Raw genomic sequence first — 26,397 nt, 5'->3', positions numbered from 1 at the left:
CCATGCACAGCGCATTCGTTACTGGCGCAACCGGCTTGTTGGGCAACAACCTGGTGCGTGAATTGGTCGCTCGTGGCTACGCGGTCAAAGCCCTGGTCCGTTCAAGAGCCAAAGGTGAACAGCAGTTCAACAATTTGCCGGGTGTGGAACTGGTCGTTGGGGACATGGCCGATGTCGACGCATTCGCAGCGTCGCTGCAAGGCTGCGATACGGTGTTTCACACCGCTGCGTTCTTTCGCGACAACTACAAGGGCGGCAGCCATTGGAAGGAACTCGAAAAGATTAATGTGTCTGGTACGCGGCGCCTGCTAAACCAGGCCTACCGCGCCGGTATACGACGGTTCATCCATACGTCTTCCATTGCTGTGCTCGACGGCGCACCTGGCACGTCCATCGATGAGACATGTCTGCGGGCTGATGCCGATGCGGATGACTACTACCGTAGCAAGATTCTCGCCGACCGTGCCGTCTTGTCGTTCCTGGAGGTCCATCCCGAGATGCATGCCTGCATGGTCCTGCCTGGCTGGATGTGGGGCCCAGCCGACATGGGCCCCACCTCCTCGGGACAGTTGGTTAACGATGTCGTGCTCGGCAAACAGCCCGGACTGATCCCCGGTAGTTTCTCCGTTGTCGATGCCCGCGATGTGGCATTGGCGCAGATTGCCGCAGCCAAACATGGGCGGCGAGGTGAGCGCTATCTCGCGGCGGGCCGGCATATGACAATGCGTGAGCTGGTGCCTATGCTTGGACGTATAGCGGGCGTCAAGACACCCGTTCGACAACTACCGCTCCCCTTTCTATACACGTTGGCGGCTGTGCAGGAGATGTATGCGCGTATTACCAGCAAGCCCATTCTGCTGAGCATGGCCACGTTGCGCCTGTTGGTACGAGAGAAGGACCGCACCTGTTTCAACCACGGCAAGAGTGAGCAAGAGCTTGGCCTGAGTTTCCGGCCACTAGAGCTGACAATCACCGACACGGTGGCGTGGTACCGCGATCACGATTGGTTTGAGAGTCACACCTTAAGTTCCCGGAACCGCGCTCCTTCCACATTGACCGCACACCTGAACAAGGACGTAAACATACCGTGAGGAGGGAAATAATCCTGATGCGTCACGGCCAGCCAAAGCTGGTCGCAACCGCCAAAATGTCAGCGCTCGATATGAAAGACTGGATCGAGCAATACAACCGGTCCGAAATTACCAACCAACCCGTCCCGGATGCCAGCATGCAGCTCGCCGCAACCGCCAAGGTGATTGTCTCAAGCAGCGCGCCTCGTGCGCTGACCTCCGTCCAGGCTCTTGGCCTGAAGCCCGCCCTTGTCGACGCGCTTTTCTGTGAAGCGCAACTGCCTTATGGTCACTGGAAACTGCCACGGCTATCGTCGTTTACCTGGGCATTTATCCTTCGAGTCTTATGGTTGTGCGGTTACTCACGTAACGTCGAATCCGCCGGAACTGCGAGGATGCGCGCCAGCACGGCAGCTCGACGACTTCAGTCCCTTGCCAACGAAGGACCGGTTCTGCTGCTCGGTCATGGCTTTATGAATCGAATGATCGCCAAACAACTGGTGGCCGATGGATGGGTTCGCCAAAAACGTAACGGCAGCCAATATTGGAGTGCGACGGTGTATCAATATAGCGGTGTTTAAAAGTGCCATCTGGCGCGGAGATTAACGAAGGGAAAGTTCAGGTTGGTCGTTCATTTCCTCCCTGCAGTCCGGTGTGACTACTTAAAGCCCCGTTGACGAGCAAGAATGGTGAGTGTGCAGCGATTTTCGCCCAAGGGGCCGCCATGCTGATGATTCTCCGCTCGCACCCTGGCCGTGGGCCAGGAGGCTATTCAGGGCGCTCATGGAATGCAGCAAAAACATCCGCCATAAAATCCATGAAAACGATGGCTCGCTGGGGCAGCAGCCGATTCGCTAAGTATACGATTTGGATCGGGACGGGTGGCGCCACGTATTCGTTAAGCAGCAATTGAAGATTGCCACTTCTCAGCCCTTCCTCATAAAGCCATTGAGGCCCTTGCGCGATTCCCAATCCTGCATTGACGTACTCACGTATCGCCTCTGGCGAGTTGACACGCAGTCGTCCGGAGATCGGGACATCAGTATCCTTAAACCGCCAGTTGGTTCCAGTGGATAGGAGGGTATAAATGAGGCAGTCGTGTTCCTTCAGGTCATCAGGCGAAGAGGGAGAGCCACGTTTCTCTAGGTACGCACGGCTGGCAACGCACACACGCTCGAACCACGCTAGTGGCCGGGCTCGCATTGCACTGTCCTCCAGGTGCCCAATACGAATCGCGAGTTCTGCCCCCTCGTCGACTAAATTGACGTAGCGATCATTGATTTGAAGATCGAGCGACAGTTCGGGATAACGCCCTAGAAAGCTCGCGACGTGCGGTACGATGAAGGTGTGAGCCAATGCGGTCGGGCAAGCGACGCGCAGTAATCCAGACGGCGCTACGTTCCCTCTCAGTGAGGACTCTGACTGTTCCACTGAGTCCAGAATACGCCGCGCATCTGCGTAGTACCGTTCACCCTCGGGCGTGAGCATCAGCTTTCGTGTGGATCGGTGAAGCAGCCTGGTTTGCAAATGGTCTTCAAGAGCAGCGACGTAACGACTGACGCTCGGTTGCCCTAGTCCTAGATCACGTCCCGCAGCAGAAAAACTACCTGTCTCGACAGCGCGTACAAAACAGCTCATCAGTAACAACCGGTCCATCACGCCCCTTTTCATGCAGATTTTGCATGAGATCTATTCTATTTGCCCATCTTATCAGCGTGATGGCATGAATACATAGTTGCTCTCAGAAGGTCAGTCGTCCGGCTGGCCGCCCCAAAAGAGAGAAAATTTACATGTCCCGTTTACAAGGCAAGCGTACCCTCATCACTGGCGGTACAAGCGGCATCGGTCTGGAAACCGCCAAGCAATTTCTCGCCGAAGGCGCACGCGTGATCGTCACAGGTGTTAATCCTGAGTCCATGGCAAATGCTCAAGCTATTTTAGGTAGCGAAGTCCTGGTGCTGCGAGCCGACTCAGCTAGTGTCGCAGCCCAGAAGGAGCTGGCGCAGGCTGTTCAGTCTCATTACGGGCAGCTCGACGTTGCCTTCCTCAATGCTGGCGTATCCGTCTGGAAGCCAATCGAAGACTGGAACGAGGAGATGTTTGATCGCTCCTTCGACATCAATGTCAAAGGTCCTTACTTCCTCCTGCAAGCACTGCTGCCGGTCTTCTCAAACCCTGCATCGGTGGTTCTTAACACCTCGATCAGTGCGCACCTGGGCGCCGCGCGTTCATCCATTTATGCCGCAACAAAGGCGGCCTTTCTAAACATGTCGAAAACGCTCTCTAGCGAGCTTCTACCGCGTGGTGTTCGAGTAAATGCGGTCAGCCCTGGGCCGATCGACACGCCGCTGTACGACAAGGCGGGTATTCCCGATGCCTACCGCGAGCAGGTCAACAAAGATATTGCTGCGACTATCCCATTTGGCCGTTTTGGCACGCCTGAAGAAGTAGCTAAGGCGGTGCTGTACCTCGCGTCGGACGAGTCTCGTTGGACGTTGGGAACAGAAATTATTGTTGATGGTGGTCGCTCGCTTTAACGAGATAGGCACGCCTTCGAGTCTGTACATCCCGCTTCCTGCCCGGAAGCGGGAGTTGTCGAAATAACAGTGGGTATTCAAATGTCGCAATCACGGCTCACGCTTGTTAGCCACGGGCTTTGTCCGTTTGTTCAGCGAGTGGCAATTTTACTCCTCGAAAAGCAGGTTCCATTTCAGCGCATTGATGTGGATCTGAAGGTCAGGCCCGACTGGTTTCTGGCCATGTCTCCAACGGGCAAAGTCCCACTTCTAAAGGTGCAAAAAGGCGACGAGGGTGCGAATGTGCTCTTTGAGAGCGTGGCAATCTGTGAATTCATCGAAGAGGTGTATCCGGAGCCTGCTTTGCACCCGGAATATGCAATCACCCGTGCTCAACACCGTGCCTGGATCGAATTCGCCACTGCCATGCTCGCGGATGCGTGGGGATATTTGAATGCAGCGGATCAGCAGACAGCGCTTAGCAAATCAGCAGCGTTGAGAGGCAAACTAGAGCGATTCGAACTTGAAAAATCGGACGGTAATCACTTCGCTGGTGCGAAGCTCAGCATGGTGGATATAGCCGTTGCTCCAGTTTTCCGCTACTTCGACATACTAGGGTTCGAACCAGGTCATCCATTGTTCGATGGACTTGTTCGCATTGCAGAGTGGCGTCATGCACTGGCCAATCGCGCTAGCGTTCAGGCTGCTGTCGCCGAGGATTATGCAGACCGGTTACGCAAACATCTGCTGGAGGTGAAGGCCATTTTAGTCAGATGAGTCATAAATATCAGTCCAGTGTCTCGTATGGCGGGACTTAGCCTGGTGCGATCGTGGAGCTGGGTCACCTTTGCGAATTTGCAGGAGGCCCGCTTTCCTATTCTTCAGGAAAGTGCCTATACAACGGATAGCGATACTGAGCTTTCGTTGGCGCTCCATGTCCGCTTTTGGCCGATTGCAGTCTGTTGCGAAGGGCAGAAAACGACCCATAGCGGCCCGTCGCGGAATGCAGCAATCGGCCAGAATCAGACGTTTAGAGTAGGGTAAATAAATCCGTCTTCCTTTGGTCTCGTTTTTTGCCACCAGATTTCAGGTTGCCCACCGATCACGCCGATAGGATTAGGCAATACTCAAATCCAATTCGGCATAGTCCCCCAGCACTCTCCACCCTAGCATGGCCTCACCTTGTATCTTCAGGAGTACGCCCCATGAGTGCAGAAAAAACCCTCTTTATCACCGGTGTTAGTAGTGGATTTGGCCAGGCCCTGGCTAAGGAAGCCCTAGCCTTGGGCCATCGAGTGATCGGCACTGTTCGCAGCGAATCCTCTCTGGCAACCTTCGAGGCGCTCTCGCCTGGGCGGGCCCATGGTGTGGTGCTGGACGTTACCCACTTTAATGCCATCGACGCGGTGGTCGCCGCTGTTGAGGACAAGCATGGCCCGGTGGATGTGCTGGTAAACAACGCGGGTTATGGCCACGAGGGGATTTTCGAGGAGTCGTCGTTGGCGGAAATGCGTCGCCAGTTCGACGTAAATGTATTCGGCGCGGTGGCAATGACCAAGGCGTTTGTGCCGTATTTTCGCCAGCGGCGGGCGGGGCATATCCTCAATATCACGTCCATGGGCGGCTATATCACCATGCCAGGCATTGCCTATTACTGCGGCAGCAAATTTGCGCTGGAGGGCATCTCTGACACGTTGAGCAAGGAGCTTGCACCCTTCGATATTTTTGTCACGGCCGTGGCACCGGGGTCGTTTCGCACGGACTGGGCAGGCCGTTCGATGCAGCGTACGCCGCGCAGTATCAGTGACTACGATGCGAGTTTCGACCCGGTGCGCAAAGCCCGTGAGGAAAAAAGCGGCCATCAACCGGGCGACCCGCAGAAAGCCGCACGCGCCATGCTGACGATTATCGCCAGTCCCAGCCCGCCGGCTCACCTGCTGCTGGGCAGTGACGCCCTGGCCCTGGTGCGTGACAAGCTGCACCGGGGGGCGGAGAGTATTAAGCAATGGGAGGCGCTTAGCTGTTCTACGGATGGCTGAGCATAAATGTGGAGAGCGTGCAGTCGATGCCGAAACCCAAGGACCCGAGCACATCACGTATGGTGCATTTGATGGGCCAGCTTGCGCCGCTGGAGGGTTACAACCTGAGCCCGCTGGATGATGTGCGTTTTCTGCGTTCCAACCGGCCACTGACGCGCACTCCGGTTTTGTATGAACCGGGCATCGTTATCCTCTGTCAGGGGCAGAAACGCGGCTATTTGGGTGATGAAGTTTACGTTTATGACGCCCTGCATTATCTGGTGGTGTCGGTGCCAGTGCCCTTTACGATGGAGACCGACGCCAGCGAGGCTCAGCCAATGCTGGCGGTGTACCTGCGTCTGGACTTCACCCTGGTCGGCGAGCTGATTGAGCAGGTGGATGAGGTATGGAACTTCCGCTCGGCTCAGCCTATGGGCATGTACGCCTCGCCCATGGATGAACCGCTGCGCCAGTCGACCCTGCGTTTTCTGGAAGTCATGGCCGACCGCACCGACGCGCAAATCCTCGGCCCGGCGATGCTGCGCGAACTCTACTACCGCATCCTCACCGGCGAACAAGGCGGCACCCTACGCGCCGCCATCGCCCAGCAGGGCCAGTTCGGCAAGGTGACGCGCGCCATTCACAAAATCCACAGCTGTTACCACGAGCATCTGGATGTAGAAGTCCTGGCCCAGGAAGCGCAGATGAGCGTGCCCAACTTTCATCTGCATTTTCGCAAAGTGACCGATTCCTCGCCTATGCAGTACCTCAAGTCGACACGGTTGCATCAAGCTCGATTACTGATGCTGCGTAACGACCTGACAGCAGCCAAATCGGCATTTCTGGTGGGCTATGAAAGTGCTTCGCAATTTAGCCGCGACTTCAAGCGCCTCTTCGGTCGCACACCGATAGCGGAGGTGGCGTGGATGAAACGGACCTATGCGTTGCCGGCACCGACAACCCCGTCACCCTTCGTGTCATCACACTGACCTTTAATCAGTCCTGTCTTGCCCGGCGCCAGTAGGCTTCGATCGGCATACGTGCGGCGGGAACGCTGAGCTGTTTCAGTCTGCGGAGAAAGGGAACGGATTTATTTACCCTGCTCTAAACGTCCGCTTGTGGCCGATTGTAGTCTGTTGCGAAGGGCAGAAAACGGCAAGAAGCGGACCTTCGGCTATCGCTTCAACCCAAACATGGGCCAGAGCGCCCAAACCGCGCATCCTGACGGTCTGACCCGGAGGAATTCGACCTGCCGCCCGTTCACGAATGCGCAGTGTCGTCCAACTCAGCGATTCTTCGGCATTCTGCTAGGGCAAAGCGTCGCGCTTGGCGAAGATGCTTGCCATTTCCGCAGCGTTCTCGGTTCCCCAGGTGCACAGCGGCACAATCGCTTCAGCCAGGCTGCGACCGAGCGGGGTCAGCGCGTAGTCCACGCGAGGTGGCACTTCCTTGTAGTCGGTCCGCGTCAGCACGTGATCGGCTTCCAGATCCTTCAATTGCTGGATCAGCACTTTGTCGCTGACGCCCGGGATCAAACGCTTGAGCTCGCCGTAGCGCTTCGGGCCGCCGCGCAGGAAAAACAAGACCAGCGGTTTCCACTTGCCCGAGATGATGCGCAGCGTGGCGTTGAGCCCGCAACCGGTGTCACAGATTTCAGAAGTCGTCGTCATTTTTGATACTTACCAAAAGGTGCATACTTGTCCTTAGGTTATCAGCGATGCATCCTCGTCTCAAGCAAGCAATTCCCTGCTTGGGTACAACTCCAACGAAGGATGCACGACATGACCCGACTGAATGGAAAGACCGCTGTCATTACCGGTGGCGCTACCGGCATCGGCCGCGCCGCCGCAAAACGCTTCATCGAGGAGGGCGCCTTCGTCTTCATCTTCGGTCGCCGGCAGGAAGCGCTTGATGCCGCCGTAGCCGAACTCGGGCCCAATGCCCGCGCGGTGAAGGGCTCTGTCTCCGATCTGGCCGACCTCGACCGACTTTACGCGGCGGTGAAGGCCGAGCGCGGAACCCTCGACATCGTCTTCGCCAATGCCGGGGCGGGAAGTCAGCTTGCGCTCGGCAAGATCACCGCCGAGCACATTGACGAAACCTTCGACACCAACGTGAAGGGGACGATCTTCACAGTCCAGAAGGCGCTGCCGCTGATGGGGCAGGGCGGTTCGATCATCCTGACCGGGTCGAGCGCCGGCACCACGGGCGCCCCGGGAATGAGCGCCTACAGCGCGAGTAAGGCGGCAGTGCGCAACCTTGCGCGGACCTGGGCGGAGGACCTGAAAGGCACGGGCATCCGGGTAAACGTGCTGTCGCCCGGGGCGACGGCGACCGAACTCGCGAAGGAAGCGCTGGGCGAGGAGGGCCAGAAGGCCTACGCCGCGATGACCCCGCTTCAGCGCATGGCTGATCCGGCGGAGATCGGGGCCGTGGCCGCCTTTCTCGCGTCGCCGGACAGTAGCTTCATGACCGCCAGCGAAGTCGCCGTTGACGGCGGTCTTGCGCAACTCTGACGCCCTGCGCCCAGGCGCTCCATTGGATTATTCGGAGCGCCGTAGAACTCGGTAAACCTCAGGAGAATATATGAGCTACGCAATTATCGGCTTCGGCAATATCGGCCAGGCCCTGGCCAAGGCGTTTGCCCGCAATGGCATCGAAGTATCCGTCGCAACCACGCGCGACCCGCAAAGCTTTGCATCCGCCGCGGCCGCCATCGGCCCCCAAATCATTCCCAAGAAACTGGCGGACGCGGTCAAGGCGGACATCGTCTTTCTGGCTGTCCGTTTCGAGTCGCACCCGGATGTCGCGAAGGTGCTGCCGACCTGGAAGGGAAAGACCATCATCGACGTGACCAATGCCTACGGCGTGTCCCCTGAGGAACTGGGAGGAGAGCCTTCTTCCAGGGTCGTCGCGCAGGCCTTTACTGGTGCACGACTGGTCAAAGGCTTCAACCATTTGGGCGCCGCCGTCCTTGGCCAGGATCCGGCTGTACAGGGTGGCAGGAGAGTCGTGTTCCTGGCGAGCGACGATGACGGCGCCGCAGCGGAGATGGGTGCGCTTGCAGAAAATCTCGGTTTCTCGCCGATCAAACTGGGTGGGCTTTCGGAAGGTGGACTGCTTGTGCAGGCGCGTGGAAATAGTTGGGGTCAACTGATCTTCAAGGACTTGGTCAAGTTCGACTGATGGACACGCAAGCACTGGCGCGGGCCTCAAGGATGGTCGCGAACTCCAGGCCCAAATTACCGAGACGGCCCACAAAAAGGTTGATGCATTGATCTTGGGCCTGGCGCCACTCGACGTTGCCTTGGCTGCGCTGATGCAGAGGCTTGTCCTCCCTCAAGCGTCCTGCAGGCGGTGGTGTGTGCATCTGATTTGTGCGCCGTGACAGGGCGCGTTTGCCGCTTTGTTCATCCCCCGCTCTCAGGAAAGATGCACCCGCCATTGCGGACCAGCGCCTTCACTTCCTCACTCACCTGCATGGGGTTTTGACTTAATCGAGCAACAAACTCCTCGCGGCGCCGCACGTACGACTTCGAATCATGCTTTGCGCTCCAGAGCACAATGCTGATCACAATCGGAATGAGGTCCAGACCCTTCTCGGTCAACGTGTAAAAGTCCTTGCGCCTGTCATCGGGGCTGGGCGTTTTCGAGAGAATCCCTTGCGCCTCAAGAAAGGCCAGTCGGGAAGCAAGAACATTGGTCGCGATTCCCTCTTCCGATTTCAGGAACTGGCCATACGTCTTCTTACCCACAAAAACGATGTCGCGAATGATCAAGAGCGACCATCGGTCGCCGAAAATCTCCACGCCGTAGTTCACCGCGCAATGGGACCGAACGTCTTCTTTAGATGGTGTTTTCATGGCGAGATCTTAGCATCGCTTGCATGTCGCAAGTAAAACTCAGTTGATCACTTGCTTTTTGCAAGTAAAGCGACCAGCATGGATCGTACGTTGAATGAGTTCGCCGGATCGCCTCGGACTGTGCCCGATGGACACCGGGCCGCTGCTCATGGCGCGAACGCTGGAGCATGCCTGCCTGCTTTCGCTGGGCCTCATCGCACACTTCGTCAAGCACACCAACTTCTCAATCGGCGTCAGCCATCTCGGCTGAGCGTTCTCGTATCACCAATTCTCGCATCACATCACGCCTATGGAGTCATAACATGCACGTTTTAGTCACTGGCGGAACCGGCCATATCGGTTCGTACATCATCCCTGAGCTCATCGCCGCCGGCCACGAGGTCACCGGCCTGGCCCGGTCCGACAAGTCCGCGGCTGCGCTGACCGCACTCGGCGCCAAGGTGCGTCGCGGGGATATTTCCGACCTCGAGGGGCTTAAGGCGGCAGCGTCGGAGTCAGACGGCGTTATCCACGTTGCGCACCGGCAAGACCTGCTTCCCACTGGCGGGATCGACGCCGTGGCCGCTGCGGAACTCCAGATCATGCTCGCGTACGGCGAAGCGCTGGCTGGAAGCGGCAAGCCGCTGGTCGTGTCGGGGAGCATCGGCGCGCCGGGTTGGGAAAACCTGGGCCGACCAGCCACCGAGGAAGACCCGTCACTTCCCGGCGGCGATGCGTACAAGGGGACCTTGCGGGTTCGCAACGTCGTCGAAACCACCGTGATCGGCCTCGCAGAACGCGGCGTGCGGTCGTCGATCGTGCGGATTCCTACGATCGCGCACAGCACGACCGACGTCGCCTTCCTTCCATTGTTGATCGGGCTGGCGAAGGAAAAGGGCGTCATCGGTTACCCGGGAGAAGGCGCGAACCTGTGGCCGGCCGTGCACGCCCGTGACCTCGCCATCTTGTTCCGCCTGGCGCTGGAGAAGGGTGAGGCTGGCAAATATTGGCACGGGGTCGAGAGTGAGGGCATCCGGTTCCGTGAGATCGCCGAGGCCATTGGCAGCCGTCTGGGCGTGCCGGCCGTGAGTATTCCCGCGGACGTCCTGATGCTGCCGGGATACTTTGGGTTCCTCGCGAATCTGGTCACGCTGGACCTCCCGGCGTCCAACCTGATCACCCGCCAGACCCTCGGTTGGGAGCCTGTTCAGCCCGGCCTGTTCGAGGACCTGGACAACGGCCACTACTTCCCGGCCGCCTGAGTTGAGGAGGGCGCCGGGCGCAACGGGCCCGGCGGACAGCATGTCGCGATGCGTGATCCGTTCGGGTAACGATGCTGTCGACCCGGGGATGGCATGAGGAATGACGCACGCAGCTCGGCGCACACGGGATATCAATCGTGGGGTGCCGTTGAGACAACGAGCAATACTTCAATTCACGAGGAAACTGCACATGAGCACTATCAGCATCATCGGTTCAGGAGGCATGGCCGCGGCGATCGCCGGTCGTACTGCCAAAGCTGGATACACCGTTGAGGTGGTCAGCCGCGACCCCGCCAAGGCGCAGGCACTGGCCGACAAGCTCGCAGCCGGAGCGACCACCGGGACGTACGGGGCCACTCCGGCCGGCGACATCGTCATCCTCGCCGTGCCGTACACCGGTGCGGCGTCGGTGGTGGCCGATTACGGGGACGCGCTCGACGGCAAGGTGATCATCGACATCACCAACACGGCCTCCCCGGACCTCACGGGCCTCGTCTCTCCCGCCGGCAGTTCTGGTGCGCAGGAGATCGCCAAGATCGCTCCCGCCAGCGCGCATGTCGTGAAAGCATTCAACACCCTCTTCGGCCACGTCCTTGCTAAGGGCGGGCGCCTCGACGCGTTCATCGCCGCCGACGATCCGCAGGCCAAGGCGCGCGTCTCGACCTTCATCGAGAGTCTCGGGCTGCGCCCGTTGGATGTCGGCGGCCTGCACATGGCCCAGACGCTCGAGGCGCTCGGCCTGATGATGATCGGCCTGGCGAAAAACGGCGCCGGCACTTGGGACATCGCCTTGAACGTCGATATCGGCTGAATCCCCGATACCGTCAGGTCCATTGCGTCGCGATCTGAAGAGATTTCTATGAACGTGCAACCGCCGATGGGCGGTGCCTGGACGGATGCAACCTATCGACTATGAGCAACCGCAGCCAGTTGCTCGGTATCCACACGAACAAAAACGGAGTCTCCAATAGCCGTCAGCACATCCCCCGCATAGACCTCACAGATGACGCGAGTTTTGCGTCCGACCTCGCCTTCGACTTTCGCACGCAGGGTCAGCGGGACACCCATCGGGGTCGGTTTGATGAACTTGATGCCGAGGTTGCCGGTGACGCAATTGATGTGGGGGAGGCTTCCGACTTCGCGGTGTTCCGCGCGGTAGTGATAAGCCATCGCCGTCCAGTTTGAATGGCAGTCAACCAGCATCGCTATCAGCCCGCCGTAAACCAGATCCGGCCAGCCGCAATACTTGGCATCGGGCATGTGTTCGGCCATGACATGCACGCCGTCTTCATGCCAGACGCTCTTGATGTGAAGCCCGTGCGGATTACTGCTGCCGCAGCCATAACAAACGCCTTCAGGTGCGGCGGAGTCTTGCAGGGAGGTGTCGAGCCTGGACATACCGTGGTCATCCTCAGAAATGTGAACCAAACCGTCGGATCTTAACGCTGCAATCGGACGCGGTCACTCGGGCAAGCCGGCCAGCCGCAGTCCCTCTGCGAGCCGCGCGAGATCCTCGGGCCGTTGGATGGGCAGCCAGTCCTTCAGATTGGAGACGTGCAACGAGGGTTCCAGCTCGCGCAGGCGTTGTATCGCCTGCTTCGCTTTGTCCATTTGCCCGGTGAACGCATGACTGGCCGCCATCAGGGCAACCGAGGGCAGGAGGGTGGGCAGGTTCCCCAGCGCTTTCTCCGCCCAGGCCGAAGCGACGTCGAAGCGCCCGGCGAAGAAATACGCGAGCGCCATTCCCACCTGCATCCTGAACATTTCCGGATCCAGCGGACTCAAGCGAACGGCATGGCTCAAATGCTCGATCGCTTCGTCTGTTTCACCGCGCAGTGCGCGCAGAATACCGCCCAGGTACCAGGCGGGGGCGAGGTTGGGATTGAGCAGGCGTGCCCTGTCGAGCAGGGCAATGCCGCCATCGACATCGCCGGCAAGATGGGCCAGCGCATGTCCGCCTCGCGTCAGCGCCACCGCATCATCTCGGCCGAGCGACACCGCCAGCCGCGCAAGCCGTATGCCTTCGGCGATCTCTCGAGTCCGATCACTCATCCAGCCATTCAACTTGCGCCAGAAGTGACACCAGGCTGCCATGCCATAGGCCGATGCAAATTCCGGGTCGAGTTCGATGGCCTTGTAGAACAATGGCAGCGCCACCTCGACGGCTTCCCGGGTGCCGCTGTGCAGTTTCGCCATGCCGCGCAGGTAATAGTCGTAGGCGTCCAGACTTTCCGTCGGTTTGCGCTTGGCGCGTTCGATTTCCGCCCGTTCCAGCTGCGGCGAGATGGCGCCGACGACGCTTTCGGCGATTTGATCCTGCAACTCGAAGATGTCGTCGAGCAGCCCTTCAAAGCGCTCCGCCCAGATGTGCGTCCCGTTTGTTGCGTCGATGAGCTGCCCGGTGATGCGTACCTTGTTTCCGGACTTGCGCACGCTGCCTTCCAGCACGTAGCGCACACCGAGCTCCTGGCCGACGCCTTTGACGTCCACCGCACGGCCCTTGTAGGTGAAGCTCGAATTGCGTGCGATGACGAACAGCCAGCGGATTCGCGACAGGGCGGCGATGATGTCCTCGACCATGCCGTCGGCGAAATACTCCTGCTCCGGGTCGCCGCTCAGGTTGTGGAAGGGCAGGACGGTAATGGAGGGTTTGTCCGGGAGGACAAGCGAGGAGGGCGGTGTTGGCGTCGGGTCCACGGAAGCAGTTTCGCCGGTGCCAGGCCCGTCAGGCTGTCGGGCTCCGTCGATCTCGTCGACCTTGATCTCGCCTACAAAGCGGTAGCCCTTGCGGGCGACCGTGCGCACCAGTCGCTGTTCCTCACCGCTATCGCCGATGGCCTTGCGTACCGCATTGATGTGGCTGGTGATCGTCGATTCCGAGACGATCCGGCCGTTCCACACTGCCTTGAGCAGGTCGTCCTTGCTGACGACGCGATCGCGGTTGTTGACGAGCTGCAGCAATAGATCGAAGGCCTGTGGCCCGACGGCCACGACTTGCCCGCGCAAGGTCAGTTCCCGGCGCTCCTGATCGAGCACATAGTCTTCAAACACGAATGGCAAGGCGGATATCCCCTGGTCGAGCGCCCTCGACTCCGTGTCCGAGCTGGCGATTAGTACGAGGTGTCGATAATACGGCAGCGTTTGATCCGCTGCACCGTCCGCAGGGGATGCCCGTCGTCTGCCTGTTCCCTGGATGAAAAACCAAGCTTGCCTGAAGACAAACTCAAGGCCGACACAAGGACTTCCCTCACACGCGCAGGCACTCTCTTTCTACATCGACAGCAATGGTTGCTGTCGAGAAGCGTAGGGAGAGACCCCATGAAGATCGTCGTCATCGGAGGCACCGGCCTCATTGGATCGAAACTTGTGCAGAACCTCCGCGAGCGCGGCCATGACGTGCTCGCCGCCTCCCCCAGTACGGGCGTGAACAGCATCACCCGCGAGGGCCTGGCCCAAGCAATGGATGGCGCTGAGGTGGTCGTCGACGTGGCGAACGCGCCGTCGTGGGAAGACCAGGCCGTCCTCGATTTCTTCGAAACGTCGAGCCGTAACCTACTGGCTGCGGAAGCTGCCGCCGGTGTTCGTCATCACGTTGCCCTGTCGATCGTCGGTAGCGAACGGCTTCCCGAGAATGGCTATTTCCGGGCCAAGGTCGCGCAGGAAAACCTCATCAAGGCGTCCGGCATTCCTTACACCCTCCTGCGTGCCACGCAGTTCTTCGAATTTGTTGGCGGCATTGTCCAGTCGTTCGCCGTTGGCGAGGAGATTCGTGTTTCGCCAGCGCTGATCCAGCCGATAGCGGCCGTCGACGTGGTGGCAGCGCTGACCGATGTCGCGTTGGCAGCGCCGGTCAATGGCACGGTCGAAGTCGCAGGTCCTGAAACCATGCCCCTCGACGATCTGGCCAGGCGCTTTCTGCGGGTAAACCAGGACAACCGGAAGGTCGTGCCGGACGTGAACGCGCGCTACTTCGGCGATGTGCTCGACGATCAATCGCTGACCGCCGGCAAGAACGCGCGCCTTGGCGCGATCCGCTTCGAAGACTGGCTCGCTCAGTCGACGGCCGGGTAACGGGGCTCGTCGTCAAATCACACACCCACGAAGGAGATTTGTCATGTTTGCCCGATACCTCTTGGCCGCTGCCTTTGCAGTGCTGTCGATCAGCGCAGTGTCGGCCGCTGAGCCGCCCCCCGGCAAGGTGACGGTCGTGTTTGACCGTCCCATTCCCAACATCCCTGGCAAGAGCATGAAGGGCGTCGTCGTCGAGTACGGGCCGGGCGCCGCGTCGCCGTCCCACACCCATCCGAAAACGGCCTTCATCTATGCAACGGTTCTGGAGGGCTCGTTTCGCATCAAAGTCAAAGGCCAGCCGGAAAAGATCTACAAGGTCGGCGAAAACTTCGTAGAGGAGCCGGGCTCCGTGCATGAAGTCAGCGCCAACGCCAGCGACACCCAACCCGCACGCCTGTTGGCCGTGTTCGTCCTCGACAGCGATGAAACGACGCTCGTGACACCGATCAAAAAGTGAGCCAATCACGCGCTCATGAATGCTCGACAGCCGGGCGGCAGGCCACTGCCGCCCGTGGCTGCTGTAGTCCCAGGCATTGAACAGGAAAAGACAACATGAACGCGCTTCAGGACAAGGCCGCCATTGCCACCGGCGCAAGCGCCGAGCCCCCTGTCGTGGTGGTACGGCAAGGCAAGAGAAAGAAGATCGGCATCCTGCTGTGCATCGGTGCCGTGGTGGTCCTGGCTGGCGGATGGGCCATGGTGCTTTCGAGCGGTGCGACCTCCACCGATAACGCGTATGTGCGCGGCGATGTCACCTCGCTCGCGGCAAAGGTTGCCGGTTATGTCACTGCGGTCGAGGTCGAGGACAACCAAACCGTCCGGGCCGGTGACGTCCTGTTCCGTATCGATGACCGTGACTATCGCGCACGGCTGGCGCAAGCCGTGGCCAACGTCAGCGCTGCCCAGGCGCGCCTGACCCATGTCGATGCGGAAACCCAGCTTCAGCGTGCCCTGATTCGCCAGGCCGAAGCCCAGAAACGCTCGGGCGTGGCCGAGATGAATCTGGCGAACAAAACCAATGATCGCAGCCGCAAACTGATTCTCAGCAACGCGGTCAGCCAAGCCCTCGTCGATGAAAGCGATGCGGCGCGATTGAGGGCCGAGGCGACGGTATCCGGCGCTTCCGCAACGGTCGAGGCGCAACAGCAACGCATCGCCGTCCTCGTGGCGGAGCGCGAAGCTGCCGTTGCTGCGGTGACGCAGACGCAGGCCGCTCGCGATCTTGCCCAGATCGATCTCGACAGCACCGTGGTACGCGCGCCGGTTGATGGCGTGGTCGGTAACCGTCAGGTTCGCATCGGCCGCTTTGTTACGACGGGCGTTGCCTTGCTCGATATCGTGCCGGTCAACGACGTATGGGTTGTGGCGAATTTCAAGGAAACCCAGCTCGAACAAATCCGCCCCGGTCAGCGCGTGCGTATCACGGTCGACGGTTACCCCAGCGGGGCACTTGAAGGCGTGGTCGACAGCTTTGCACCGGGTAGCGGGTCGGCGTTCAGTCTGCTCCCCACCGACAATGCAACCGGCAACTTTGTGCGTGTCGTGCAGCGCGTTCCGGTGAAGATCCGGCTTGTCCACAACCCGTTGCCGGGCCGCATCGTGCCGGGCCTGTCCGCCCGTGTCGAGGTTGCGCACGGGGAGGGATCATGAACGCGGATGCCAGCGCGACGCGGTGCAACACCCGCGTTATAACCGGTGTCTTGCTCATGGTGGGCATTGTGCTTGCCACGCTGACGGAGGCGATCGCCAGCACCGTTCTGTCGCTCGGACGCGGCGACATTATCGGCGACACCTACGCAACGCCTGATGAGTTCGCCTGGCTGGATATCGGCTACACCGCGCTCAAGCTGATCGGGTTCATGACCGCGCCTTGGCTGCTGAAGCGTTTTAATCCACGACATATGATCATCGGCTCAACCCTGACCATGGGCATGGCATGCGGCATTGCTGCCATCACGGCACGGCTGGACCTGCTGATCGCGCTTCGAGTTATTCAAGGCTTCGCTGGCGGCACTCTGCTGGTCGGGGGGCAGGCGATCATATTTCGCTCCTTTGCGCGATCTCGCCAACCCATCCTTCAAGCCCTGTTTGCCATGGGCGCCGTTGTCGCGTCCGCGACGCTTGCCCCGGCCCTTCAAGGGTGGTTGATCGATAGCCAGTCCTGGACGTGGATTTTCTTCAGCGTTGCTCCGGTGGCCCTGGCGGCGAGCGGACTTCTGTTGATCGCAGACGGCCCGATGCCAGCCAAGGTCCGGCACCGTCCATTTGACTGGGTCGGCTTCGCGCTGATCGCTGCCACGCTGTTCTGCTTCACTTACGTTCTCAGCCAGGGCAGCCGATGGGACTGGTTCGAAGAGCCACGCATCCTCTGGCTGAGCGTGATCGGCACAGCTGCGCTACTGGGATTTCTCGGCCATCAAGTGTTGGCCAAAGGCCAAGGTCTGTTCGACTTCACCCTGTTCAAATCGAGCGATTTTTGCTTCGCCTTTATCGTCAGTTTTGTTGCCGGCGCCGCCTTGTTCGGCAGCGCGTTCCTGATCCCGGCGTTCGCCCTGTCGGTCCTCGCGTTCACGCCTACCGACGCTGGCCTGCTGCTGTTGCCCAGTGGCGGTTTTTTTATCGGCGGGCTGCTCACATCGGCTTATCTCATGCAGGTCCGCCGCGTTCCGCCGGTCGCCACGGTGCCCTTTGGAATCCTGATGATCATGGGTGCGATGTGGATGCTGTCCGGTTCGACCAGCGAAAGCGGCACGGACGACATGATGGCCGCCATCCTGTTGCGCGGTCTGGGCCTTGGCTTCCTGTTTCTATCGATCACGCTGATCGCTTTCAGTGACCTCAACAGCCGAAACCTCGCCTTCGGTATTGGTCTGTTCAATACGGGGCGCCAGTTGGGTGGTCTGATGGGCGTCGCAGGACTCCAGACATTGATCGACCATAACGTCTTCGCCAATGCTGTGGTTCTCGGTGCCAATGTTTCCCCGGGAGGAACTGCGGTCATCGAACGGCTGACGACCACGACAGCCATGCTGTCGGTGAAAGGGATGGATGCAGGGGCCGCCGGCCGGGCAGCGGTGAGCCTCCTGGGCCGGGTCGTGTCAGGTCAGGCCACTGTGATTGCCTTCGACACCGCGTTCATCGCGGTTGCCCTGCTGTTTGTAGTCGCCGCGCCCATCCTGGTTGGCATCAAGATCGGTCTCTCGCGATACGCGAAAGCGAGCGCTGCGCGAACCGTAGCGTGAGGCTTAGTCTGGATCAACGCTTTGCCATCCGGTTCTGCGAACCGTCAGGCCTTGACCCAGCGTTGACGGCTCCAGCTGCTCAAGGTGTCGACGGCTAATACCAGCAACAGCATGGCCAGAATGACCGTGCTGGCTTGAGCTTCCTGGAACAGGCTGAGGCTGACATAGAGCATTTGCCCCAAACCACCGGCGCCGACGAAGCCGAGCACACTGGCCATGCGGATATTGTTTTCCCAGCGGTACAGGATGTAGGCCAATAGTTGTGGCAACAGGTTGGGCAGTGATCCGTAGCAGAACGCCGATACGGCATTGCCGCCCTGTAGGCGGATGGCTTCGGCCGGTTCGGGTGGGGTGTTTTCCAGCGCTTCGGCGAACAGCCGACCGAGCACGCCGGTGGTGTGCAAGGCCAGGGCCAGGGTGCCGGCATTGGGGCCGAGCCCGGCGGCCAGGACCATCAGCGCAGCCCACACCAGTTCCGGAACCGCGCGCAAGGCGTTGAGCACAAGGCGCGACGCGCTTTGCAGAGGCCAGCCGAAGCGCCCGGCCGCGGGCAATGCCAACAGCAGACCGAATACCGCCGCGAGCAGGGTGCCAAGGGCGGACATGGCAAGGGTTTCCAGAGCACCGTGGCCGATGGCTTGCAGGTGGCCTGCGCTCAAGTCCGGGCTGAGAAAACGCTGCGCATAAGCGCCCATCTGCTTCAGGTTGCCGCTGCCACCGAGCTCGTCAAGGTCGATGCCCAAGTAGATGAACGAGGCGACCACCGCCGCGGCGATACACAGGAGCAGCACCAGGTTGATCAGGCGATTCATGCCAGCCTCCAGCGCAGCAGACGGCTGAGTTGATCGGCGAGCAGTACCAGGACGAGAAATGTCAGTAACAAACTGGCCACTTCACCGCCGGCGAACATGCGCAACGACAAATCCATTTGCTGGCCCAGACCACCGGCACCGACGAAGCCCATCACCACCGAGGCGCGGATGGCGCACTCCCAGCGGTACACCGTGTACGACAGCAGTTCCGCAGCGACATTGGGCAGGATCCCGTAGAAAAAGGCGGCGAGACGACCGCTGCCAGCCTGCAGCAATGCGTGAGCCGGACGCTGGTCGATCGACTCGAAAATTTCCGCGTAGACCTTGCCCAACATGCCGCTGTAGGTAATGGCAATGGCCAGCACGCCGGCCGTCGGGCCGAGGCCGACGGCGCGCACAAACAAAAGCGCCCAGACGATTTCCGGCACGCTGCGCAGGAAGATCAGTAAACCGCGTACCGGCCAACGCAGCAGTTGGCCCCAATAGCTCGGGTGGCCGGCGCAGGAGGCAGCAGACAGCGACAGAGCCCGACTGGCCAGCAGGCTGGCGGGGACGGCCAACAGCAACGCCAGCGCCATGCCGGCCGTGGCGATGGCCAGGGTCTGCAAGGTGGCTTGCACTAACAGCTCAATGAATTCCTCGCCATGGGCCGGTGGCCAGAAGGCTGAGACAAATCGTCCCATCTCGCTCTGACTGTCACTCGCCACCAGCACACTGAGGTCCAGCTCGCTGAAGTGGATGCCCGGCCACAGCAGGGCAAGGGCCAGCAAGGTGAGCAGCAGGCGGGGCCGGGTGGCCGGATCTCGGGTATCACGGGTCAGCATCGGGGGATCTGCACACTCAAGGGCGCCGGAGTAATCGGTGGGGATTGCAGCTGCTCGTTGGCGTAAAGCTTATCGAGCAACTCGCGGTCGACTTCGCTGGCCGCAAGGTCGAACAGGATCTGTCCATCACGCAAGCCGATGATGCGCGAAAAGTGCGCCAGGGCCAGCTCCACCGCATGCAGGCTGGCGACCAGGGTGACGTTGTGCTTCCGGGCATGGCGGCAGAGTACCGACAGCGTGTGCTCGGCCAACACCGGGTCCATGGCCGAGACCGGCTCATCGGCCAGCAACACCTCGGGCGCTTGATACAACACGCGGGCAATGCCCACGCGCTGTAGCTGTCCACCGGACAGTTGCTGACAATGCGCGAACAACTTGTCGCTGAGGTCCAGCCTGGCCAACGCCGCACGTGCGCCCGGAACATCCACCGGACGCAGCAAGTTCAGCAGGCTTTTACCCAGTCCCCACTGACCCAGCTTTCCAGCCAGAACCGCAGTGACCACGCGCTGGCGCGGCGGCAGCGGGGGCGCTTGATGGATCAGGCCGATGCGCGCGCGAAGACGCTGACGCTGACGGGCAGACAGCTGCCAGGCGCGCTCGCCGAGCACCTGCAGCTCACCGTTGTCCGGTCGCAGGGCGGTGGCCAGCAGGTTGAGCAGGCTCGACTTGCCCGCGCCGGACGGACCGATGATGGCGACCTGTTCGCTGGCACCGATGTGCAAGTCCACCCCACGCAACGCCTGGACGCCGTTGGCGTGGGTAAGGTTGACCTGGGTCAGATGCAACGTCATTTGAGCAGGTCGGCAGCGCGTGCGGCTTCCTCGATACCCTTGTAGTTCTCGGGTTTGGTTTCGATGAATCGGCTGGCGGCCTGCAGATCCAGAATCTCCTTGTCCTTCGGGTTCGCCGGATCGAGCGCCAGGAAGGCTGCCTTGATCTTGGCTGCCAGTGCCGGGTCGAGGGTCCCGCGCACGGTCCAGTTGTAGTCGAAGTAGGCCGGGGTGGTCTCAAACACTCTGACCTTGGTGGTGTCGACCTTGCCGGCAGCGACCAGTTTTTCCCACACGCTGGCGTTCAGTACCCCGGCGTCGACCTTGCCGGCCTGGACCCAGGCGACAGTGGCGTCATGCGCGCCGGAATAACCTACGCGACTGAAGTAGGTTTCTGGTTTGATGCCGTCCTTCAGCATGAAATAGCGCGGCATGAGACTGCCCGACGTGGAGGACACCGAGCCGAAGGCGAAGGTCTTGCCCTTGAGATCGGCGAGGGACTTGACGGCCGGGTCGGCGGTGATGAATTTGCTGGTGAACTGGGCGTCCTGTTCGCGCTGTACAAGCGGAATGGCATTGCCGGTTTTCAGGCGCGCCTGCACGAACGTGAAGCCGCCCAGCCAGGCCATATCGATTCGGTCGGTGGCCAGCGCCTCGACCACGGCCGGATAGTCGCTCACGGGAACGAACTCGACCTTCATGCCCAATTGTTGTTCCAGGTAGGCGCCCAGCGGCTTGAACTTGCGCAGCAGTTCGGTCGGGGCTTCATCGGGAATCGCACTGACTTTCAGGGTGTCGGCGGCCTGCGCCAACAGGGTACAAAAAGACAGCGTCACGCCGACAGCCAATGCCAGGGTACGGTTGAGCATGCAAATTCTCCGGTGCATTAAGGCAAAAATGTCGATCCGCCAAGCGCAAGCTAGTTGCTGCATGGCGCTTTGTGAGGGTAGACGAAATGGAGCGTAATTGACCGCTTTGGCCCACTTGTTAGTGCGACAAGCCTGAAGTCGATCCGGCCAGGATGATACGTGGTTTAGCGCTTTTAGCAGCCCGAAATCGCTATGTTTCATGACCACTCGTAACCCGGCACGAGGGCTGGCTCACGCTTGGCTATTCTTCTATGACACTGCAGCGTTGCACGTTGAACAGAGGATTGAATGATGAGGATGTTACTGATGGTCGAGTGCCCTAATGAACCCTTCAATACCCTTGTCAAAGCCGGGAAGGTGGGCGAGGTTGTTGAGCGCATCCTGGCCAGCATCAAACCGGAGGCGGCGTACTTTACCGAGCAAGATGGCAAGCGTGGTGGGATTTTTGTGGTCGACGTACAAGACCCCTCCGACATCCCCGCATTGGCGGAGCCCTTTTTTCTCAACTTCAACGCCACCTGCAAGTTCCGTATTGTGATGAGCCCAGAGGATCTGCAAAAGTCCGGTCTGGAGACGCTCGGGCAAACGTGGGCGTGCTGAGAGGTCAGCCACGTCTGATTAATCAGTTCCGTACAGTCCACAGCATGGTCTGAACCCTGATATGCGGATGACTGGCCAAAGATTCCCATTCGTCGATGAAACAGAAACCCTGCTTTATGTAGAAGTGGGAGGCTCTTGCATTGTCCGGGGAGACATCCAGAAAAACGCGATCATGCCCTTTGCCGATCGCGCGAGATTTTACCGCCTCGACAAGCTGAGCTGCCACGCCAGAACCCTGTGCAGCGGGTTCTACCCACATTCCGATCAGGTTGTAGCGATTCGCTTGACTGACCCCGGCACCGATCATCCCCACCGGTTTGCCGTCCTTGATGGCCAGCCAGAATTCCGGTCCGGCCGCTGACGAGGCGCGTTTTTTCCACTGCTCGTCACTGTATTGAGCGGCCTCTTGGTAACTCACACCAAACGCTGTCGGCGTGTCCAACAGCGCAGCGAGACGGACTTGCTTCAAAAACATCCAGTCTTTGGCTTCCGTCAATCGAATGTCCATGATCTTCCCTGAATGGCGCGCAATGGCTGCTTTCGTAGTCTAGTTTTTTTTCTTGATCAGTTTAGCCAGGTAGTACTTTAGGCTTAAACGATCTTTGGGCCTTGGTTTGTAGTGGGTTTTATTTCTTTGTGCAGGATCGATCACCATGGTTCCTGCGGTGTAGTAGTAAAGCGCAATGGACCTACGGGTGATGTGCTCTGGAGTTGTTAAAGGCTCTGGATGCCCATGATTGCTGTCTTTGTCTGTGTTGAAAATGACACAGCGATTGTAAATGGGCAGGACTTTTTTAAGGCAGGTCTTCATCCCGACATCCCAAAGTTCAAGGTTGCCGCCGTACTCCTCTCGCCAGTCTTCATTTAGATAAATAATGATATTCAGTCGGCGTTCAACATTAAGCTTTTTGTTGAGTCTGAAGTCCGAGTGTACCCCCAGGAAGCCACCACTTTTCGTTTCATGCAGGCCGCCACCAGTAAAGTAGGGGTCGGGTATCAAGCCTTCAATACCTGTGAGCTTCTCAAGAAACTGCAGCATGGGGGCTGAGTTGAAGGCATTGAAGATAGTCTTCAAATAGGGGGTGCATTCGTTGGGGCTGATTTGACGTTTTAGTTGACCTTTATAGCCGCGCTCATAGAGCATTTCGTTGTTGGTGGGTTCAGTTGGGAAGTGCGAGCAGATACTCGCAATCAGCGCTTCATCCAGGAAATTATCGATGACGATGTGCGGAAATGGCGTAGCCTGAACATAGCCACTGGCCAATGACGAACCCAAGGCGCTGGCGGCGTTCTGGTCGAAATCAAGCTCCGGGGAGAGGGTCATGGGTAGTGCTTGAGTGATGGGTGCCATTACCGCTCCAATAACTTGATATAAAGACGTTTGAGTGACTTCAAGCAGCGTCCAGCGCACAGCTCGTTGTGTCTCTTCATCGCTTAACTTTTGCTGTCTTCTTTTTTCAGACGCTTAAGAATATCGTTGTACATTTTGGTTCGTCTATGAGTCTTTTCATAGCCGCCAGCCGCGGCGACTGTGCCGGCCTGGATGTGATCCAGATAACTGAAGATTTTTCGCGGGGATAACATTTCAACGACATAGCCAAGCTCGGTCATGCGGTCTTGGAGGGTGTAGCCTGGCACGCGATCATCCATCGAGAAATGCATGTTGTGCTGTTTGATAAGTTTGCAGTTCCACAATGTACAGAAACTTTTCAAGTAGACTTCTCTGTACGGTTTTGGTTCTCTGGAACGTAATCCCATGGAGATTTTCAGGTGCCTGAAATGGTGTTTGAACAGGCGTGAGCTAAAGCGCCAAAGCGTTCTCGTGGTGCCGCGGTTTAATTGCTCAACACAGCCGACGGCTACGACTTTTTGGTTTTTCAAGCATTTATTCAGCATCATCGGAAAAACATTTTTATCGAAAACAAATGTATCGGTGTGCATTAGAAATAAATAATCAGTTTCAACTCGCTCCAAAACCAGGTCAAGTGCTTTGCCATGCGCGACATGCCCAGGTTCTGGTTCGGAAACAGAACGCTCGATTAAATTGATCCAGTCAAGCGTACGTAAATACTCAGTGCTTTCATCGGCGGAATAGTTGTCAACTACCCATACTGGGATGTTGTGGCTGGCCACATGCTGGTGCAATAAGTCCAAGCATATCTTGGTGATTTCTGGTGTTTTGTAATTGACAATAACTATGCTGAAGGTTTTAGAGTTGTCAGCCAGAAAGTTAGTGTTATTCATCGTTCAGACGCCCAATGAGATAGCATTTTATTGTAGGAATAATTGAACATGTCTACAGCTTTCGCTAAGGTGTCTGCACAAGATTTGCTTGACCATAAAAACACAATTTGTTAAGCCCGATTTGTCAAATATAACCATGGTTTACTCTGCCTGATGGAGAGCAGTATATGCGGACTTCATCGTATAAGGATCTGCGCTGTAGGTAAACGTTCGTGACTTAATTTGTTACACGTTCCCCCGCCAGCTATCTCCCGTACACGCAGCCTGGCTAAGTACAGCCATTGCTGGCACCCAGCATGATTCGGTCGGCCTTGCGGTAGTGGTCAAGAAAACGAGGGGGCAAAGGCATTCACTTTTACGCCATGTAATTGAGCCGGAAAAAACCAGGTCATTCCGGCACGTCGGGGCCTACATGAGAAACCGTGAAGAGAGTAGCTGTTTGCCATCACGCCTCCCGTGTTCGACGGTGAACACGGGAAACAATGTCAGAAATAGAGGCAAATAATGCTGAAGTGACGCGCAGTAGTGCTTGGGTGTCGATGTGAAGAAATGGAACCCACATCGTCGATAGCGTCTAAATTGCAGAGTGATGTCCCGCCATTGAAGGAACGACTCATGCTCAAATCTCGCTCGTTGATTGCAGCTATTACATGCCTTGCGCTGGTTTCCGGTTCGGTGACTGCATTGGCCGACCCTGGTAATGGAAAGGGCCAGGGAAATGGCAAGGGGCATCCGCAAAACAGCCAGGTTCATGGCAACCAGGGAGGCAAAGGTAAAAACTCCGGGGGCGGTGATTGGGATAATGGCCCAAGCATCAATCACGCAAGCATTCTTGGGGTTATTGGCGGGTATCGGGACTACTGGAGCCCCGGCCCTGCATTGCCACCCGGAATTCAAAAGAACCTCGCGCGAGGCAAGCCGCTTCCACCCGGGATTGCCAAAAAACTGGACGGTCGGTTGATCGGCAGGCTGCCTCATTATGATGGGTATGAATGGCAGCAAGTTGGCACCGACTTGATATTGGTCGCGCTGGCAACCGGGCTCATCTATGAAGTGCTCAACGGTGCGTTTGATTAATGGGCATGATCCATATGCCCATTTGAAGGCTGTTCTGAAACGGCTGCCCATGAAATTGCCGAGTTGCTGCCGAACAGGTGGCAACCGGCGCTATTCATCCATGCTGATGCCCGATCCGCCTAATTCGTTGGGGACATCTTCAACTTGGGTAATCCATCCAAGCATCATGCGCTTGGGATTGGCTTCATCAGCTTGCGGTGGCGGTTGAGTATTTCCCCGTTCGTGCCAATAACGACTACGCTGTTGTAGAGCGTGCCGCCTCCCTTTTAGCCGGTCGCATTCATTGATGCCGCACACGATCGTCACGGCGTGAGCTCTGGCGGCCTCGCACACTTCGCGGCAGTCGCCTTCGCGATGACGAACTCGACGCAGGCCTGCTCATGTGGGACGTGCGCCGATTCGTGAGCATCGAGACATTTCCCTCTCGGCCGGTGGTCATCCACTTCAAGTTCCGCTCGACCCGGCGAGCAAGCAGGGTGGCTCGTGGTTGAACAGGGCGTGGCAGACCTGTGCCGCGACGATCCCGAACGCGTTACATCCGTCGGTCGCAGGACTTGAACTGTCTGGGGCTTAAAGCGTCATAACAATCGCGATATCAACCCTATGGAAGCCATCATGCTTTTAAAAAATAAGAGTCTCATTGCTGTAATGACCTGCGCCCTGATGCTGGCAGCCGCCCCATTACTCCCTGCTGACCTGTCCATCATGAACTCCGCCTATGCGAAAGATGGTGGTGGTGGCGGTAACGGCGGCGGTAACGGTGGTGGTAATGGGGGAGGCAACGGAGGTGGTAACGGCGGCGGCCACGGCGGCGGCATAGGCAGCGGTCACAGCGGTTCAGATCACTCCGGCGGTGCTAACAGTAACGGGCGCGGCAATGGCCTGAGCAGCGATCATGCCGGCAAGGCTGTTCGCGACCATGGTGTAAGCGGAAACCACTACGGCAATGATCGTAATAGTGATCGCGGTCATGGCCAAGCGACTTCAGGCATAGCCAATTCCAAAGATACTCACGGTGTGACCAAAGCCAGTGCAATCTCGGCCACGACGCCAGGCGATCACAACACGAAAGGGTTGAGCAAAGCCGGGACATCGGTATCGAAAAAGTCGCACTGATCAGTCATAACGGCTGATAGGGAAGTACAACAGACTCAGCTGCACAGCCAGCCGCGCGGTTGAG

The 26,397-nt window shown here is 58.6% G+C and carries 30 protein-coding genes and 1 pseudogene; 19 read left to right on the top strand and 12 right to left on the bottom strand.

Features of this window, described 5'->3' with window-relative positions; translation table 11 throughout:
- The first annotated feature begins 2 nt into the window (after positions 1-2).
- On the top strand, positions 3-1,091 hold the full coding sequence (locus tag DFS28_RS05300; RefSeq protein WP_111448875.1) for an SDR family oxidoreductase: 1,089 nt from the start codon (positions 3-5) through the stop codon (positions 1,089-1,091).
- A gap of 17 nt (positions 1,092-1,108) precedes the next feature.
- Positions 1,109-1,651: a histidine phosphatase family protein gene (locus DFS28_RS05295; RefSeq protein ID WP_111449122.1), complete on the top strand. Its 543-nt coding sequence runs from the start codon at positions 1,109-1,111 to the stop codon at positions 1,649-1,651.
- 187 nt (positions 1,652-1,838) lie between these two features.
- Here DFS28_RS05295 and DFS28_RS05290 read toward each other — a convergent pair whose 3' ends face one another.
- Positions 1,839-2,726, bottom strand: coding sequence for a LysR family transcriptional regulator (locus tag DFS28_RS05290; protein ID WP_165933967.1), 888 nt, complete (start codon positions 2,724-2,726; stop codon positions 1,839-1,841).
- Positions 2,727-2,860: 134 nt separating this feature from the next.
- On the opposite strand from DFS28_RS05290, the gene DFS28_RS05285 reads away from it, so the two are divergent.
- From DFS28_RS05285 to DFS28_RS05270, 4 genes are all read left to right on the top strand, one after another.
- Positions 2,861-3,607 (top strand): SDR family oxidoreductase, encoded by a 747-nt coding sequence (locus DFS28_RS05285; protein ID WP_111448873.1) that lies wholly within the window; start codon positions 2,861-2,863, stop codon positions 3,605-3,607.
- 69 nt (positions 3,608-3,676) lie between these two features.
- Positions 3,677-4,363: a glutathione S-transferase family protein gene (locus DFS28_RS05280; RefSeq protein WP_256596784.1), complete on the top strand. Its 687-nt coding sequence runs from the start codon at positions 3,677-3,679 to the stop codon at positions 4,361-4,363.
- A gap of 428 nt (positions 4,364-4,791) precedes the next feature.
- The gene (locus tag DFS28_RS05275) at positions 4,792-5,625 is read left to right on the top strand and encodes an oxidoreductase (RefSeq protein WP_111448871.1); all 834 of its coding nucleotides are present in this window, start codon (positions 4,792-4,794) and stop codon (positions 5,623-5,625) included.
- A gap of 26 nt (positions 5,626-5,651) precedes the next feature.
- Positions 5,652-6,593: an AraC family transcriptional regulator gene (locus DFS28_RS05270; protein ID WP_111448870.1), complete on the top strand. Its 942-nt coding sequence runs from the start codon at positions 5,652-5,654 to the stop codon at positions 6,591-6,593.
- 318 nt (positions 6,594-6,911) lie between these two features.
- Here the strand turns inward: DFS28_RS05270 and DFS28_RS05265 are convergent, their stop codons facing one another.
- The gene (locus DFS28_RS05265; protein ID WP_111448869.1) at positions 6,912-7,274 is read right to left on the bottom strand and encodes a helix-turn-helix domain-containing protein; all 363 of its coding nucleotides are present in this window, start codon (positions 7,272-7,274) and stop codon (positions 6,912-6,914) included.
- Positions 7,275-7,385: 111 nt separating this feature from the next.
- Here DFS28_RS05265 and DFS28_RS05260 point away from each other — a divergent pair, with 111 nt between their 5' ends.
- Together DFS28_RS05260 and DFS28_RS05255 are read left to right on the top strand one after the other, a co-directional pair.
- Positions 7,386-8,120 carry an SDR family NAD(P)-dependent oxidoreductase gene (locus DFS28_RS05260; protein ID WP_111448868.1) on the top strand — a complete coding sequence of 245 codons (735 nt, stop codon included), beginning with the start codon at positions 7,386-7,388 and terminating at the stop codon, positions 8,118-8,120.
- A gap of 70 nt (positions 8,121-8,190) precedes the next feature.
- Positions 8,191-8,790: an NADPH-dependent F420 reductase gene (locus tag DFS28_RS05255; protein ID WP_111448867.1), complete on the top strand. Its 600-nt coding sequence runs from the start codon at positions 8,191-8,193 to the stop codon at positions 8,788-8,790.
- 224 nt (positions 8,791-9,014) lie between these two features.
- On the opposite strand, the gene DFS28_RS05250 is transcribed toward DFS28_RS05255, so the two are convergent.
- Positions 9,015-9,467 carry a helix-turn-helix domain-containing protein gene (locus DFS28_RS05250; protein WP_111448866.1) on the bottom strand — a complete coding sequence of 151 codons (453 nt, stop codon included), beginning with the start codon at positions 9,465-9,467 and terminating at the stop codon, positions 9,015-9,017.
- A gap of 94 nt (positions 9,468-9,561) precedes the next feature.
- Here DFS28_RS05250 and DFS28_RS05245 point away from each other — a divergent pair, with 94 nt between their 5' ends.
- The 3 genes from DFS28_RS05245 (at position 9,562) to DFS28_RS05235 (ending at position 11,519) form a co-directional block, all read left to right on the top strand.
- Complete coding sequence (locus DFS28_RS05245) at positions 9,562-9,717, top strand: hypothetical protein (RefSeq protein WP_256596783.1); 156 nt, start codon at positions 9,562-9,564, stop codon at positions 9,715-9,717.
- A 52-nt stretch (positions 9,718-9,769) separates the two neighbouring features.
- A complete protein-coding gene (locus DFS28_RS05240) occupies positions 9,770-10,708 on the top strand; it encodes an SDR family oxidoreductase (protein ID WP_111448865.1) in 939 nt (312 codons plus the stop codon).
- A gap of 190 nt (positions 10,709-10,898) precedes the next feature.
- Positions 10,899-11,519, top strand: coding sequence for an NADPH-dependent F420 reductase (locus tag DFS28_RS05235; protein WP_111448864.1), 621 nt, complete (start codon positions 10,899-10,901; stop codon positions 11,517-11,519).
- 92 nt (positions 11,520-11,611) lie between these two features.
- Here DFS28_RS05235 and DFS28_RS05230 read toward each other — a convergent pair whose 3' ends face one another.
- Together DFS28_RS05230 and DFS28_RS05225 are read right to left on the bottom strand one after the other, a co-directional pair.
- On the bottom strand, positions 11,612-12,106 hold the full coding sequence (locus DFS28_RS05230) for a PaaI family thioesterase (RefSeq protein WP_111448863.1): 495 nt from the start codon (positions 12,104-12,106) through the stop codon (positions 11,612-11,614).
- A 63-nt stretch (positions 12,107-12,169) separates the two neighbouring features.
- Positions 12,170-13,768 (bottom strand): winged helix-turn-helix domain-containing protein, encoded by a 1,599-nt coding sequence (locus DFS28_RS05225; protein ID WP_111448862.1) that lies wholly within the window; start codon positions 13,766-13,768, stop codon positions 12,170-12,172.
- Positions 13,769-14,026: 258 nt separating this feature from the next.
- On the opposite strand from DFS28_RS05225, the gene DFS28_RS05220 reads away from it, so the two are divergent.
- The 4 genes from DFS28_RS05220 to DFS28_RS05205 all read left to right on the top strand — a co-directional run bounded on the left by DFS28_RS05220 (position 14,027) and on the right by DFS28_RS05205 (position 18,021).
- Positions 14,027-14,779 (top strand): SDR family oxidoreductase, encoded by a 753-nt coding sequence (locus tag DFS28_RS05220; protein WP_111448861.1) that lies wholly within the window; start codon positions 14,027-14,029, stop codon positions 14,777-14,779.
- 43 nt (positions 14,780-14,822) lie between these two features.
- Positions 14,823-15,236: a cupin domain-containing protein gene (locus DFS28_RS05215; protein WP_111448860.1), complete on the top strand. Its 414-nt coding sequence runs from the start codon at positions 14,823-14,825 to the stop codon at positions 15,234-15,236.
- A gap of 95 nt (positions 15,237-15,331) precedes the next feature.
- Positions 15,332-16,429 (top strand): HlyD family secretion protein, encoded by a 1,098-nt coding sequence (locus DFS28_RS05210; RefSeq protein WP_111448859.1) that lies wholly within the window; start codon positions 15,332-15,334, stop codon positions 16,427-16,429.
- Positions 16,426-18,021 (top strand): MFS transporter, encoded by a 1,596-nt coding sequence (locus DFS28_RS05205; protein WP_111448858.1) that lies wholly within the window; start codon positions 16,426-16,428, stop codon positions 18,019-18,021. Before DFS28_RS05210 ends, DFS28_RS05205 begins: the two co-directional genes overlap by 4 nt.
- Positions 18,022-18,065: 44 nt before the next feature.
- Here the strand turns inward: DFS28_RS05205 and phnE are convergent, their stop codons facing one another.
- From phnE to DFS28_RS05185, 4 genes are read right to left on the bottom strand one after another with little or no spacing between them, the layout of a single operon-like run.
- Positions 18,066-18,833: a phosphonate ABC transporter, permease protein PhnE gene (phnE, locus tag DFS28_RS05200; protein WP_111448857.1), complete on the bottom strand. Its 768-nt coding sequence runs from the start codon at positions 18,831-18,833 to the stop codon at positions 18,066-18,068.
- Positions 18,830-19,657 (bottom strand): ABC transporter permease, encoded by an 828-nt coding sequence (locus DFS28_RS05195; RefSeq protein WP_111448856.1) that lies wholly within the window; start codon positions 19,655-19,657, stop codon positions 18,830-18,832. Before DFS28_RS05195 ends, phnE begins: the two co-directional genes overlap by 4 nt.
- Positions 19,651-20,448, bottom strand: a complete 798-nt coding sequence (locus DFS28_RS05190; protein WP_111448855.1) for a phosphonate ABC transporter ATP-binding protein — start codon at positions 20,446-20,448, stop codon at positions 19,651-19,653. Before DFS28_RS05190 ends, DFS28_RS05195 begins: the two co-directional genes overlap by 7 nt.
- Positions 20,445-21,296, bottom strand: a complete 852-nt coding sequence (locus tag DFS28_RS05185; RefSeq protein ID WP_111448854.1) for a putative selenate ABC transporter substrate-binding protein — start codon at positions 21,294-21,296, stop codon at positions 20,445-20,447. The genes DFS28_RS05190 and DFS28_RS05185 overlap by 4 nt, the downstream gene beginning before the upstream one ends.
- Before the next feature lie 291 nt (positions 21,297-21,587).
- Between DFS28_RS05185 and DFS28_RS05180 the strand changes: the two genes are divergently transcribed.
- Positions 21,588-21,896, top strand: coding sequence for a panthothenate synthetase (locus DFS28_RS05180; protein WP_111449121.1), 309 nt, complete (start codon positions 21,588-21,590; stop codon positions 21,894-21,896).
- A 22-nt stretch (positions 21,897-21,918) separates the two neighbouring features.
- Here DFS28_RS05180 and DFS28_RS05175 read toward each other — a convergent pair whose 3' ends face one another.
- The 3 genes from DFS28_RS05175 to DFS28_RS05165 all read right to left on the bottom strand — a co-directional run bounded on the left by DFS28_RS05175 (position 21,919) and on the right by DFS28_RS05165 (position 24,140).
- Positions 21,919-22,404, bottom strand: a complete 486-nt coding sequence (locus tag DFS28_RS05175; RefSeq protein ID WP_178082197.1) for a GNAT family N-acetyltransferase — start codon at positions 22,402-22,404, stop codon at positions 21,919-21,921.
- A 39-nt stretch (positions 22,405-22,443) separates the two neighbouring features.
- Positions 22,444-23,247 carry a 2OG-Fe(II) oxygenase gene (locus DFS28_RS05170; protein ID WP_111448853.1) on the bottom strand — a complete coding sequence of 268 codons (804 nt, stop codon included), beginning with the start codon at positions 23,245-23,247 and terminating at the stop codon, positions 22,444-22,446.
- Between the two features lie 83 nt (positions 23,248-23,330).
- The gene (locus DFS28_RS05165) at positions 23,331-24,140 is read right to left on the bottom strand and encodes a glycosyltransferase (protein ID WP_111448852.1); all 810 of its coding nucleotides are present in this window, start codon (positions 24,138-24,140) and stop codon (positions 23,331-23,333) included.
- 615 nt (positions 24,141-24,755) lie between these two features.
- Between DFS28_RS05165 and DFS28_RS05160 the strand changes: the two genes are divergently transcribed.
- The 3 genes and pseudogenes from DFS28_RS05160 (at position 24,756) to DFS28_RS30585 (ending at position 26,333) form a co-directional block, all read left to right on the top strand.
- A complete protein-coding gene (locus tag DFS28_RS05160; protein ID WP_111448851.1) occupies positions 24,756-25,217 on the top strand; it encodes an anti-virulence regulator CigR family protein in 462 nt (153 codons plus the stop codon).
- A 338-nt stretch (positions 25,218-25,555) separates the two neighbouring features.
- A pseudogene (locus DFS28_RS30730) lies at positions 25,556-25,748 on the top strand (transcriptional regulator); the annotation flags it as partial.
- Between the two features lie 84 nt (positions 25,749-25,832).
- Positions 25,833-26,333, top strand: a complete 501-nt coding sequence (locus tag DFS28_RS30585) for a hypothetical protein (RefSeq protein WP_178082198.1) — start codon at positions 25,833-25,835, stop codon at positions 26,331-26,333.
- Positions 26,334-26,397 lie beyond the last annotated feature (64 nt).

The organism is Pseudomonas sp. 478, from assembly GCF_003254125.1.
GTDB lineage: Bacteria > Pseudomonadota > Gammaproteobacteria > Pseudomonadales > Pseudomonadaceae > Aquipseudomonas.
This window is presented reverse-complemented; position numbering and strand designations above follow the sequence as displayed.